This is a genomic window from Bacteroides coprosuis (assembly GCF_020741705.1).
GTDB lineage: Bacteria > Bacteroidota > Bacteroidia > Bacteroidales > Bacteroidaceae > Bacteroides_E > Bacteroides_E coprosuis.
This window is the reverse complement of the sequence record NZ_DYYK01000150.1, coordinates 1-13,017: the sequence shown is the minus strand read 5'-3', so window position 1 is coordinate 13,017 and position 13,017 is coordinate 1. Positions and strand designations below refer to the sequence as shown.

At 34.2% G+C, this 13,017-nt stretch carries 16 protein-coding genes; 13 read left to right on the top strand and 3 right to left on the bottom strand.

Annotation, left to right across the window (positions count from 1 at the left end; genetic code table 11):
* The first annotated feature begins 116 nt into the window (after positions 1–116).
* From K8V80_RS09245 to K8V80_RS09225, 5 genes are all read left to right on the top strand, one after another.
* Complete coding sequence (locus K8V80_RS09245) at positions 117–665, top strand: Fic family protein (protein WP_338083569.1); 549 nt, start codon at positions 117–119, stop codon at positions 663–665.
* 147 nt (positions 666–812) lie between these two features.
* Entirely contained in the window at positions 813–1,103 is a 291-nt protein-coding gene (locus K8V80_RS09240; protein WP_276777274.1) for a helix-turn-helix domain-containing protein, read from the top strand.
* Positions 1,104–1,105: 2 nt separating this feature from the next.
* Positions 1,106–2,353: a type II toxin-antitoxin system HipA family toxin gene (locus K8V80_RS09235; protein ID WP_276777271.1), complete on the top strand. Its 1,248-nt coding sequence runs from the start codon at positions 1,106–1,108 to the stop codon at positions 2,351–2,353.
* 47 nt (positions 2,354–2,400) lie between these two features.
* A complete protein-coding gene (locus K8V80_RS09230; protein WP_276777268.1) occupies positions 2,401–2,616 on the top strand; it encodes a hypothetical protein in 216 nt (71 codons plus the stop codon).
* Positions 2,617–2,625: 9 nt separating this feature from the next.
* Positions 2,626–2,811, top strand: coding sequence for a hypothetical protein (locus K8V80_RS09225; RefSeq protein WP_276777265.1), 186 nt, complete (start codon positions 2,626–2,628; stop codon positions 2,809–2,811).
* Between the two features lie 499 nt (positions 2,812–3,310).
* On the opposite strand, the gene K8V80_RS09220 is transcribed toward K8V80_RS09225, so the two are convergent.
* The 3 genes from K8V80_RS09220 to K8V80_RS09210 are packed head-to-tail and all read right to left on the bottom strand — an operon-like array spanning position 3,311 to position 4,167.
* Positions 3,311–3,577 carry a hypothetical protein gene (locus tag K8V80_RS09220; protein ID WP_006745492.1) on the bottom strand — a complete coding sequence of 89 codons (267 nt, stop codon included), beginning with the start codon at positions 3,575–3,577 and terminating at the stop codon, positions 3,311–3,313.
* Positions 3,577–3,936, bottom strand: coding sequence for a phage holin family protein (locus K8V80_RS09215; RefSeq protein ID WP_006745491.1), 360 nt, complete (start codon positions 3,934–3,936; stop codon positions 3,577–3,579). Before K8V80_RS09215 ends, K8V80_RS09220 begins: the two co-directional genes overlap by 1 nt.
* Before the next feature lie 18 nt (positions 3,937–3,954).
* Positions 3,955–4,167 carry a YtxH domain-containing protein gene (locus K8V80_RS09210; protein ID WP_006745490.1) on the bottom strand — a complete coding sequence of 71 codons (213 nt, stop codon included), beginning with the start codon at positions 4,165–4,167 and terminating at the stop codon, positions 3,955–3,957.
* Positions 4,168–4,521: 354 nt separating this feature from the next.
* Here K8V80_RS09210 and K8V80_RS09205 point away from each other — a divergent pair, with 354 nt between their 5' ends.
* The 8 genes from K8V80_RS09205 (at position 4,522) to K8V80_RS09170 (ending at position 12,634) form a co-directional block, all read left to right on the top strand.
* A complete protein-coding gene (locus K8V80_RS09205; protein ID WP_276777260.1) occupies positions 4,522–5,031 on the top strand; it encodes an SPOR domain-containing protein in 510 nt (169 codons plus the stop codon).
* A 102-nt stretch (positions 5,032–5,133) separates the two neighbouring features.
* Positions 5,134–5,946: a 3'(2'),5'-bisphosphate nucleotidase CysQ gene (cysQ, locus tag K8V80_RS09200; RefSeq protein WP_276777257.1), complete on the top strand. Its 813-nt coding sequence runs from the start codon at positions 5,134–5,136 to the stop codon at positions 5,944–5,946.
* Between the two features lie 11 nt (positions 5,947–5,957).
* A complete protein-coding gene (locus K8V80_RS09195; RefSeq protein ID WP_276777255.1) occupies positions 5,958–7,505 on the top strand; it encodes an SLC13 family permease in 1,548 nt (515 codons plus the stop codon).
* Positions 7,506–7,518: 13 nt separating this feature from the next.
* Positions 7,519–8,127 carry an adenylyl-sulfate kinase gene (gene cysC / locus K8V80_RS09190; protein WP_276777253.1) on the top strand — a complete coding sequence of 203 codons (609 nt, stop codon included), beginning with the start codon at positions 7,519–7,521 and terminating at the stop codon, positions 8,125–8,127.
* Between the two features lie 16 nt (positions 8,128–8,143).
* Positions 8,144–9,070 carry a sulfate adenylyltransferase subunit CysD gene (cysD, locus tag K8V80_RS09185; RefSeq protein WP_276777276.1) on the top strand — a complete coding sequence of 309 codons (927 nt, stop codon included), beginning with the start codon at positions 8,144–8,146 and terminating at the stop codon, positions 9,068–9,070.
* An 11-nt stretch (positions 9,071–9,081) separates the two neighbouring features.
* Positions 9,082–10,512 carry a sulfate adenylyltransferase subunit CysN gene (cysN, locus tag K8V80_RS09180; protein WP_276777249.1) on the top strand — a complete coding sequence of 477 codons (1,431 nt, stop codon included), beginning with the start codon at positions 9,082–9,084 and terminating at the stop codon, positions 10,510–10,512.
* Positions 10,513–10,522: 10 nt separating this feature from the next.
* Positions 10,523–11,632 (top strand): sulfotransferase family protein, encoded by a 1,110-nt coding sequence (locus K8V80_RS09175; RefSeq protein ID WP_276777247.1) that lies wholly within the window; start codon positions 10,523–10,525, stop codon positions 11,630–11,632.
* A 12-nt stretch (positions 11,633–11,644) separates the two neighbouring features.
* Positions 11,645–12,634 carry a PCMD domain-containing protein gene (locus tag K8V80_RS09170; protein ID WP_006745482.1) on the top strand — a complete coding sequence of 330 codons (990 nt, stop codon included), beginning with the start codon at positions 11,645–11,647 and terminating at the stop codon, positions 12,632–12,634.
* Positions 12,635–13,017 lie beyond the last annotated feature (383 nt).

Below are 13,017 nucleotides of genomic sequence, written 5' to 3'. Positions count from 1 at the left end.
AATAGAAGTACATTATGAAGCACCACCCTCAAAATCACTACCTGAGCTTTTAAATCAGTTTTTTTGCGTGGTATCAGAACTTTGAAGATAGAGAGTTTGGTAAAATAGGAGATGCAATGATTACTTCTGCTCTAACACATCTCTACTTTGAGACCTTACACCCCTTTGAAGATGGAAATGGACGTATCGGTAGGGCACTTGCAGAAAAAGTTTTAGCAGAGCGTTTAGATATGCCTATCTTACTTAATATTTCACACGCTATAGAACTGGATAAGAAGAAATATTATCAAGAGATAAAAAAAGCTCAGCGCGACTTAAATGTATCCGACTGGATAGCCTATTTCTGCGGAGTATTGCTTAGTGCAATAAAGAACATTAAGAGTGTTGCATTACATACACTAAATAAAACAAAGTTTTTCGATCGTTACGCTGATGAATTAAACGAAAGGGAGATAAAGGCAATAAATAAAATGTTTGATGCTGGCCCATCTGGTTTTGAAGGAGGAATGACAGCAAAGAAATATATATCAATAAATAAAACTTCAAAACCGACTGCAACTCGTGATTTGCAACACTTATCTGCGATAGGTGCTTTTAACAAGTATGGAGGAGGTAGATCTGTTTATTATGAGTTGAATATGGAACCGTATAATCATCTCTTTTAAAGGGCTGATTAAGTATTGATTAAGTAATTATTAATCTAGGTTCTTTGGCTAGATATATGTGCTTTTACTATAGATATATCTAAAATAATGTTTATTTAATTGGATTATATATAGATATATCTATATTTGTGTATATATGATTATGAAATGAATAAAGAGATATACGCATCATCAAATAGTACGATAATTAGCGATTTAGGAAAACGTTATGCAGAGTATCGTAAAAGAATGGGGTACACTCAAAAGGAGGTCTCGGAACAAACAGGATTAAGTGTTTTTACGATTAGTTCATTTGAAAGTGGAGCATCTGCAGGGATAACTTTGGCATCACTTTTGAAACTTCTTCGAGCAATAGAAAGTTTAGAAGAGGTAGAAAAATTACTGCCAGAATTGCCTCTGAGCGCTAAAGAATTATTCAAACAGAATAAAATGAAGTAGATATGGATACAAATGTAATTAAAGTTACTTTGTGGGGTATGGATGTTGGTTATCTGTATTGGGATAAAAAACAGAAACTAGCCGTATTTGAATATGAGGTAAGTTTTCTTGAAAAAGGACTTGATATAGCTCCACTATCTATGTCTATAAATAGCCAACGAAGTAAAAGGGGAATGCCTTGGTTAGGTGGCACAGACAAACTTTATGTTGGTTTACCTCCTATGTTAGCCGATTCTCTCCCCGATAAATATGGAAATTCACTATTTATAGGTTGGTTGCGAGAAAATAAGATTTCTACAAAGCAAGTAACTCCGGTAGATCATCTTTCTTTTATTGGGACTCGTGCAATGGGTGCACTAGAGTTTGAACCAGCGAAAGAGTTAGGACGCGATAATGCTTTTGATGTTGACGTTCAAAAATTATATCTCTTTGCTAAAGAGGTTTTGTCGGAAAGAGGAGATACTGTCTTACGAGCTGAAAATTCGATTTTATGGCAAGACTTGATTAAGATTAGTTCTTCACCAGGAGGAAAAAGACCGAAGGCAATTATTGCTATCAATAAAGAAACAAATGAAGTGAAGTCTGGACAAGGAACAATACCAAACGGATTCGAACATTATATTCTTAAATACGATGATAATTCTTCCTATCCTTATGCGAAGTTAGAATATGTCTATTATTTGATGGCTGTATCTGCAGGAATACATATTATGCCTTCTGAATTGAAGACTTATGAAGGTGTAACTCATTTTCTAACCAAGCGTTTTGATCGAGTAGGCAACGAAAAACTTCATGTACAAACATTAGCTGCTATGAATCCTTTAGCAACCAGTTACGAAGAACTATTTGCTGTAATTCGTCGATTAAATTTACCTTACGAAGATAGTGAACAGCAATATTTGCGTATGGTTTTTAATGTACTAGCTAAAAATGTGGAGGATCATTCTAGGAATTTCGCCTTTATAATGAATAAAGAGGGGGTTTGGAGGCTGTCCCCCGCTTATGATATCACATTTAGTGTTGATTTAACTGCACCAACCTATGCTAATACGCATGCTCTATCCATTAATGGCAAAGACGATGACATTGCTATGGGTGATTTAATTGAAGTTGCAAAAAGCAATGACATAAGGAATTATAAAGCATTGATAGCACAAGTACAGTTGGGGATCTCTAAGTTTGAAACTTTGGCAATAGAGATTGGCATCGATAAGAAATTGATAGTAGATATTAAAAGTCATTTTATTTAATCTTCCCTTATTATTTATTTTTATACTTACTAAATACCACAAAATACATGGATCAAGATATAATTATATACAATACGGATGACGGCAAAGCTTCTGTCCCTCTAATGACAAAAGACGGCAATGTTTGGATGAATCAAAACCAGCTTGCCGAACTTTTTGACACCTCTAAGCAAAATATTAGTATGCATATCATAAATATACTAGAAGATAGAGAGTTAGATGATAATTCAGTTGTAAAGAATTACTTTACAACTGAATTATAGGGTAAGGAAATGTTGATAAATTTGAAACATCTCTTGACGGGTGCAGGCTCTATCAGTAAATTGCAAATGCAGAGTGAAGTTGATGCCATCTATGAAGAATTTAATGCTCGACGGAAAAGAGAGGAGGCTAAACAAGCTGATAGAGATGATTTCGATGAGTTGAAGAGATTAAGTAATGAGTTGAAAAATAGATAAATACAGATTGATTCAAGACTTAGGGAGATAGTAGAAAACTATCTCCTTTTTTGTTTGATTTAGATATAGTTTATATTGACTTTAATTTTATTAAGTCCTAACTTTAGTTTTATAAACAAAATAGACAAATCAGATATTGATTTTTCCGAAGTTAATAATCTCAATGGAATTTACTTTGATTATGATGAAAAGGATGAACTTTGGAAAATTTCATGTGTAAATCCCTATGTGAAGTTTGAATGATATAAGTCGCCTATCCAAATACCTCTAAATACAATTAGTTGATAACCAATGCTAAATACACCCCGTTCAGCTCCACTTTAAACAAGAGCCAATAGGCTAAGGAAAGATAATCTTTTTGATGTTTCCCCTCTGCTTTTGTAAGTGATCCGTTATTTGCCCCAAGTTTCGTTTTTAGGAATAAAAAAGGAGACTATCTCGCTTTTCAACTAGATAGTCTCCTTCTTTATTTTCTAAGAAAACAGAAATGTCAATAAAATTATTTTCTTCTCCTTCTAAACAAACCACTAAATCTTCTGATAGCTCTAATGCCCATACTTATGGTATCAAAAGCAACCATCCCAAGATTAAAAGAGTTCATTAATGTACTCCCTGTATCTGTTATCGGAGAAATAATGTTTTCTGCTTTAGTTGAAACAACTGCTTGTTGCTCTCTAAGCTGATTTAATACTAATTGTTTGTATTCTTTTACATCAATTAGTGTTATAGACTCATTGTTTTTTAATTTATATTTTAATCTATCCATTACTTTGAGTCGTTAAGAAATAAATTTGCCAAAAAGTTAATTACTGGGTTAAAAATAAGACGTTTACGATTTAGATATATTATTAATAAGATAAGTAATAATACACCTGCAATAATGCTTAAACTAGTACCCATTCCTCCCACATACTCTGCTAACTTATAAGCTAGCGCAAATGAAAGGTATAAAATGGCTATAGTGCCAAAAGAAAGTACTAATCCTCCTATTACCAGAGTCGATATTAATACAGATAACTTTTCTGTTAGTTCAACTTTGGCATATTCTTTCTGTAAATCGAGGTATTTCTTAATCTCAGCAAAGAGCTGCTTAAAGTTATTGATACTGTTTTCTTTTATAAACATACAGTTGGTAGGGGTCTATTATAAATCTTTTATTTCACCTTTAATTTCTGAAGCTATTTCATCTACTAAATCTTTCATTTCATCACGATTTAGTTTAATTCCTTTTTTACGAAGAGCTTCAGCAATTCTTGCACGTGTTTTTTCACCTTCTTCAGGAGCAAATAAGATTCCAAGTACTCCACCTAAAACTGCACCGCCTAAAAAAGCGCCGATTACATTTAACGTTCTCATATTTTTTAATTTTAAGTTACTATAATATAAAACATAAATAAAGGGTAATTTGTTTTGAAAAATATCGGAGTAGCTTTAACTATAAATCTTTCTTATAAAATAGATTCAAATATAGCCTGAAATTAGATATTACTCTTTATTTGAGAGATTGCCCAAATAAAGTTAAAATTATGCGTAATACATAATTTGTTGACTCTTTTTTATTGACATTTTTTTTGAAAGAACGATTAAATTCTATTAATTTGCTACTTAATATAGACTTGAGAGGATATGTTTGGATAAGAATAGTTATCTTATTCAGTAACATGTACTTGAATGGATAATAGAATATTAATATTTTTAATGATACGAGTTATGAGAAAACTATTCGTTTTTAGTTTAGGTGTTTGTATGATGCTAGGTTTTGCTTCATGTAAATCAACAGAAAGTGCTTATAAAAAAGCTTATGAACAAGCTAAGCAACAAGAATTAGCTGAAGAACAAGAGGTAGAATATGTAGCACCAGTTCAACAACAGCCTGTAGAGCCTGTGGTTTCTGCTCCTGTTAAAGTTAAGCCATCTAATACTGGAACTATTCGTGAAGAAAAAGTAACAGTTGTTTCAGGTGTTGACGGATTGAAGAAATACAGTGTTGTAGCAGGTAGCTTTGGTGTAAAATCAAATGCTGAAGGTTTAAAAAGATTTTTAGACGGCGAAGGCTATAATAGTACTGTTGCTTATAATGCTGATGCTAATATGTACCGTGTAATTGTAACTAGTTTTGACGACAGAGGTTCTGCTGAATATGCAAGAGACTCTTTCAAAGCAAAATATCCTAGTAGAAAAGATTTCCAAGGAGCTTGGTTGCTATATCGCGTGTACTAATGATATGATATTGAATTAAAGAATAGAGGGCAACAGCCAAATGGTTGTTAGCCCTTTTTTTATTAAGGTATTAACTTCGTATTATTTTGTATTTAGAGTTCGATGAATAAAGATATTTTATATAAAGCTATTGATGCAGCATTAAAAGCTGGCGTAGAAATACTATCTATTTATAATGATCCCAAGGCCGATTTTCAGATTGAAAGAAAGTCTGATCAATCTCCTTTAACTATAGCAGATAAAAAGGCTCATGCTGTAATTGTATCTCAGTTGAGCTCCTTTCAGATTCCCATTTTAAGTGAAGAAGGAAAGGCTATACCTTTTGAGAAAAGAGAAAACTGGGATCAATTTTGGGTGGTTGATCCCCTAGATGGAACCAAAGAATTTATAAAGAAAAATGGAGAATTTACGGTGAATATAGCACTGCTCCAAAATAATGTTCCTACCCTGGGAGTTGTCTATATTCCCGTTCAAAAAGTATTATATTTTGCTTCTAGTGAGCTAGGAGCCTATAAATATGTTAATATTTCAAATTTAGAGGGCTTAAGTAATTTAGATTTACTAATTTCAAATGCAACAAAATTACCTGTAGCAAGAAAAAATAGAGATGAATATGTTATTGTTGCTTCAAGATCTCACTTGTCTGAGGAAACTCAAGCCTATATTAGTGAATTAGAGAAACAACATAATCATATCCAGTTAGTATCTGCCGGCAGCTCAATTAAAATATGTTGGGTAGCTGAAGGTATAGCAGATGTGTATCCTCGATTTGCCCCAACAATGGAATGGGATACGGCTGCAGGACATGCTATAATTTTAGCAGCAGGAAAACAAATTGTCAAGGCTTTAACCCCCAATGAAGCTTTAGAATATAACAAGGAAGATTTATTAAATCCTTGGTTTATAGTCAAGTAGAATAGTAAAATATGACTTTAGAAATAGTCTTGGTTTTTTTGGCTCTAATCTCTATGATTACTGCTTTAGTGATGGATAGAATGCGTCCAGGAATGATTCTTTTTTCTGTGGCAGTATTCTTTCTCTGTGCAGGAATCATTACACCTGAAGAGCTTATTGATGGTTTTAGCAATAAAGGGGTTATTACCGTAGCTTTGCTGTTCTTAATCAGTGAAGGAGTAAGAAAGTCGGGTGCATTAAGTGTGCTCATTCGCAAATTACTACCCGAAAAGGATACAACTGTTTTTAGGGGACAACTTAGAATGTTACCTGTCATCTCAGTCATATCTGCATTCTTGAATAATACCCCCGTAGTTGTAATCTTTGCACCTATTATAAAGAGGTGGGCAGAGAAGGTAAAACTTCCTGCAACAAAATTCCTGATTCCTCTTTCTTATGCTACTATTCTTGGAGGGATGTGTACTCTCATTGGTACATCTACCAACTTAGTAGTTCATGGTATGATTTTATCAGCAGGTTATGAGGGGTTCACTATGTTTGAACTGGGCAAAGTAGGTGTTTTTATTGCCTTAGGAGGAATAATTTACTTGTTTTTCTTTTCTTCAAAACTATTGCCAGATCGTAGAGATGGATTAAAAGAGGGAGAAAACATCAATCGGCTTAACCTTGTTGAGGCTGTGATAGGTCCTCGATTTCCTGGTATTAATAAGAATCTGAAGGAGTTTAACTTTGAGCGCCATTATGGAGCCGAAGTAAAACAAATTAAGAGAGCAGGACATACTTTTAGTTCAAATAGAGAAAAAGTAAGATTAAAAGAAGGGGATACTCTTGTTTTATTAGCAGACGAAACCTTTGTTCCTACTTGGGGGGAGTCTTCTGTCTTTGTAATGTTAGCTAATGGACATGATAAGGAAGACTTAGAACCTATAGGAAGGAAAAGGCGTATCTTGGCTATTCTTCTATTGATACTGATGATTGTAGGTGCTACACTTGGAGAGCTCCCTTATACAAAAGAAAGATTTCCAAACATACAGCTAGATATGTTCTTTTTTGTGGCAGTAACTACTGTTATAATGGCTTGGGCTAGATTGTTTTCTCCCAGAAAATATACAAAATATATCTCCTGGGATATATTAATCACTATTGCGTGTGCTTTTGCTATCAGTAAGGCAATGGTAAATTCTGGAGTGGCAGATCTAATTGCCAGTAGAATGATTTTATTAAGTGAGTATTTCGGACCCCATTTTCTCTTAGCCGTACTCTTCATTATTACCAATATCTTTACAGAGTTAATAACCAATAATGCAGCAGCAGCCTTAGCATTCCCTTTGGCCTTATCAATTTCTAGTCAGTTGGGGGTAAGTCCTACACCTTTTTTTGTAGTAATATGTATTGCTGCATCAGCTAGTTTTGCAACGCCTATTGGATATCAAACTAATTTAATAGTACAAGGTATTGGTGATTATAAATTTACCGATTTTTTAAAGATTGGTTTACCTTTAAATATAATTACCTTTATAATAGCTGTATTTTTAATTCCTATTATTTGGCCTTTTTAATTTGACAACATTTATGAATAATCAAAATAATATATATCCCGTCTTTGATAAGATGCTAGGTAGAGTAGATAAAGAAGACTTATTGAAGCAGAAAAGCGTAATGGTATGGTTTACAGGCTTAAGTGGCTCGGGTAAGAGTACCATTGCTATTGCTTTAGAAAGAGAACTACATCAAAGAGGATTATTGTGTAGGTTGCTTGATGGTGATAATATTCGTTCAGGAATCAATAATAATTTAGGCTTTTCTGCAGAAGATAGAAAAGAAAACATTAGAAGAATCGCCGAGGTTTCTAAACTTTTTATTGACTCAGGTATTATTACATTAGCAGCTTTTATTAGTCCAAGTAATGAGATGCGTAAAATGGCTGCAGACATTATTGGCAAGGATGATTTTTTGGAAGTATTTGTCAGTACTCCTTTAGCTGAATGCGAACGTAGAGATGTGAAAGGTTTATATGCAAAGGCACGAGAAGGTAAAATTCAAAACTTTACTGGTATTTCGGCTCCTTTTGAAGCACCAGAATCTCCTGCTTTGTCTTTAGATACATCTCAGCTAAGTATCCAAGAGTCTGTACAAGCTCTATTGGATCTCATACTTCCAAGAGTAAAAAATAAATATTAAATTTAAACCGACAGATATACTATATACGAAGATTATGTCAGAATATAAATTAAGTCACTTAAGAGAACTCGAAGCAGAGTCTATTCATATTATCCGTGAGGTGGCTGCGGAATTTGAGAATCCAGTGATGCTTTATAGTATTGGGAAAGACTCTTCAGTAATGGTGCGATTAGCTGAAAAAGCTTTTTATCCAGGTAAAGTTCCATTTCCTTTAATGCATATTGACTCAAAATGGAAATTCAAAGAAATGATAGAATTTCGCGATAAATATGCCAAAGAACATGGTTGGAATCTTATCGTAGAGAGTAATATGGAAGCTTTCCATGCAGGTGTAGGTCCATTCACCCATGGTAGTAAAGTTCATACCGATTTAATGAAAACGAAGGCTCTACTAAGTGGCTTGGATAAATATAAGTTCGATGCTGCCTTTGGTGGAGCTCGTCGTGACGAAGAAAAGTCGAGAGCTAAAGAAAGAATATTCTCTTTTAGAGATAATTTTCATCAGTGGGATCCTAAAAACCAGCGTCCCGAATTGTGGGACATCTACAATGCTCGTGTTCACAAAGGCGAAAGCATTCGTGTATTCCCTTTGAGTAACTGGACAGAATTAGATATATGGCAATATATTCGATTAGAAAATATTCCAATTGTTCCTCTTTACTTTGCTAAGAAAAGACCTGTCATCGAAATTGATGGTAATTTAATAATGCCAGATGATGATAGAATACCAAAAGAGTTATTAGAAAAAGTAGAATATAAAAATATTCGTTTCCGTACTCTAGGTTGCTGGCCTCTAACAGGAGCCATTGAAAGTGAAGCCGATACAATTGAAAAGATTGTAGAAGAGATGATGACTACAACAAAGAGTGAGCGAACAACACGTGTGATTGATTTCGATCAAGACGCCAGTATGGAACAAAAGAAACGTGAAGGTTATTTTTAAAAAGAATTAAAATGTCAGTAAATCAGAATATAACAGAGTTTTTAGATAGAGACGAACAAAAAGACCTTTTGCGTTTTCTTACTGCAGGGTCTGTTGACGATGGTAAATCTACATTGATTGGTCGTCTTCTCTTTGATAGTAAAAAGCTTTATGAAGACCAATTAGACGCTCTAAAGAAAGATAGTAAGCGTATAGGTAATGCAGGTGAGCATATCGATTATGCTTTGCTACTAGATGGACTTAAAGCAGAAAGGGAACAAGGTATCACTATCGATGTTGCCTATCGTTACTTCTCTACGAATAACAGGAAATTTATTATTGCAGATACCCCAGGACATGAACAGTACACCCGAAATATGATTACTGGTGGATCTACTGCTCAATTGGCTATTATCTTGGTAGATGCTCGGAATGGGGTGATTACACAAACCCGTAGACACACATTCCTTGTTTCTCTATTGGGCATAAAGAATGTGGTATTAGCTGTTAATAAAATGGATTTAGTAGACTATGATGAAAATCGTTTTAAAGAAATAGTTGCTGAATACAAAAAGTTTGTTGAACCACTTCATATCCCCAATATAACTTATATCCCTCTTTCTGCACTTGAAGGAGATAATGTGGTAGAGCTTTCAGATAAAACGCCTTGGTATAAAGGAATATCCTTACTTGAACATCTCGAAACTGTAAAAACAGATGAGGCTCATGAATTTAATGAATTCAGATTCCCTGTTCAGTATGTTCTTCGTCCTAATCTTGATTTTAGAGGATTCTCGGGTAAAGTAGCTTCGGGTATCATCCGCAAAGGAGATGAAGTTATGGCATTGCCATCTGGTAAAAAATCCAAAGTAGCTCGTATTGTTACTTATGAAGGAGATTTAGACTATGCTTTCCCTCCACAATCTATAACGATTACTCTAGAAGATGAAATTGATGTATCTAGAGGCGAGATGTTAGTTCACCCTAATGCTCTGCCTAAAGTCAGTAGAAACTTTGAATCTATGCTTGTATGGATGGATGAAGAGCCTATGGATACTGATAAACAGTTCTTTATTAAGCATACTACAAATACCAGCAGAATACGAATTGATAACATTAAGTACAAAGTAGATGTTAATACTATGGAGCACTCAAAAGTTCAGAACTTAGTTTTGAATGAAATAGGGCGAGTAGTATTTACTGCTGCTAAAGAGTTGTTCTTCGATTCTTATCAGGATAATAAATCTTGTGGAGCTTTTATCTTAATTGATCCGATCACCAACAACACTTGTGCTGTAGGTATGATTATAGATGAAGTTGCTGATAAAGACGTTAATCGTTCAGATGATAGGCCTGTGCTCGATTTCAATAAACTAGGGATAGATCCTAGTCATTATGATGCTGTTATGAAAGCAGTAAAAGAACTTGAAAGACAAGGCTTAGGAATTAGAGTAGTAAAGTAAATAGAATTAGATGGGATTATTAGAGTTTAATAAACTTCCAATAAATACGTTAGTAGGTGCAGACTGGAAGACGTTTAATGCAATAACTGCTGGGCGTCAGATAGATCCTGCATATAAAAGTAAATATAGATTAACCAAAGCGGTATGCCGTCTGCTGTCTCCTTTTGCAAAAATTCAAAACAAGAGATTCGATAAAAAATTAGCCAATATTCCTTTATCAGAAGACCCTGTTTTTATTTTAGGACATTGGAGAAGTGGAACTACATTTGTACACAATGTTTTATCTTGTGATAAGAGATTTGGATACAATACAACTTATCAAACTGTTTTTCCTCACTTAATGATGTGGGGGCAGACTTTCTTTAAGGGGAATATGAGCTTTTTAATGCCCGACAAAAGACCTACAGATAATATGGAATTGGCTGTAGATCTTCCTCAAGAAGAGGAGTTTGCATTGGCTAATATGATGCCATACACTTATTATAATTTTTGGTTCCTACCTCAATATATGCAAGAGTATGCTGATAAATATTTACTATTCAATGATATCTCAGAGAATGAGCTTCAGATATTTGAAGAGACATTTAAAAAGCTGATAAAAATATCTCTTTGGAATACAAAGGGAGAGCAGTTCTTAAGTAAAAACCCACCACATACAGGTAGGGTGAAAGAGTTGATAAAGATGTTCCCCAATGCCAAGTTTATCTACTTGATGAGAAATCCTTATACGGTATTAGAGTCTACTCGGAGTTTCTTTACAAATACTATTCAACCTTTAAAACTTCAAGATATCTCAAATGAAGAGATTGAAAAGAATATTATTTCTATTTATGCGAAGCTGTATCATCAGTATGAAGCTGAGAAACATCTTATACCAGAAGGTAATCTGATAGAAGTGAAGTTTGAGGATTTTGAAGCTGATGCTATGGGTATGACTCAGAAAATATACGAATCTTTGAATCTTAAAGGTTTTGACGAAGCCAAAGGAGCTATTCAAAACTATGTAGGAGAGAAGAAAGGGTATAAAAAGAACAAGTATAAGTATGATGATCGTACGATTAAGTTGGTAGAAGAAAACTGGGGATTCGCTTTAAAACAGTGGGGATATTCTTTAGATTAAAACAATAACATTATGAAATATAACTCGCAATTCTTAGTCCTATTTGTAGCGCTAGTCTGTTTTTCGGGAGATATAGATGCACAAAGAATATTAGGAGATACCCTGAAAAATGAACGAGAGGAAATGATTCCCTTTGGTGATATGAATCAATGGATCAATCGTAGAATCAAAGAGTCGGGAATCATTGGTGGTAACATGAAAGATGTTTATGCTATTGGACCGACAGAGATAATTGAGGGGGCGATACCTTATGTTAATAAGGGGGGATCACCTTGGGCTACGTCTAATGTCCTTGCTAAAGTGGCAGGGATTACAAAAACAAACACTTCTGTTTTTCCTGATCGTAGAGGTACTGGATTTTCTGCCCGTATGGATACACGTATGGAAAGCGTTAGAGTTTTGGGTATAGTTGATATTACGGTATTAGCTGCAGGTTCTACTTTCTTAGGTTCGGTCAATGAACCCATTAAGAGTACCAAGAATCCTCAAAAGATCTTGGTATCAGGTATCCCTTTTTCAAAGAAACCTAGAGCCGTTCGTTTTGATTATAAAATCAAACTTTCTGGTGAGCCAAATCGTATAAAGGCTACTGGTTTTGGTAAAAGTAAAACGATCAAGGGTAAAGACTTACCATGTGCTATTCTTCTTTTACAAAAGAGATGGGAAGATGGGAATGGAAATGTTTTTGCTAAGCGAGTAGGTACAATGGTCAATTACTATTATGAATCTACCAATTGGGTTGAAGATGCTACTTATGAAATAATGTATGGAGACATAACATCTAGTCGTTATTACTTAGAAGATAGAATGCACATTCAAGATGAAGAACGTTTTACAATAAATAGTAAGGGTGAGAGTGTGCCTATTCAAGAAGTAGGCTGGGCAGATGCTGATGAAACGCCTACTCACATTATTCTTCAATTTGCGTCAAGCCATGGAGGAGCCTATATTGGTTCGCCAGGTAACTCTTTTTGGATAGATAATGTTCGATTGGTTTATTAAGATCACGAAGCAAAATAAGTTTAAAGAGGCTACTTCATTGAAGAGAGCCTCTTTTTTTGCTAACATTTCACTCAATCTAGTTTTATCAATCTCCAACTTATGGGGTTAGATTTGAATCAAATAGAATAAAACGATTTGTAAATATCATTCTTAATGAAGCCTAAAAATCTTATTCTTAATCATAAATAGAAAGCTTACTGCAAACTAAAACTTTATGATTTTGTTAATTCATCAAAGATGTAATTCGTGTTTATCTCTAGGGTTAAATGCGAATTACTTTTATATGTGTTGAATTTTAAAATAAGATAGAATGGATATTATTGACAGATTAAAATGGAGATATGCCACCAAAATGATGGTCCATAAGGTAGTACCTCAAGAAA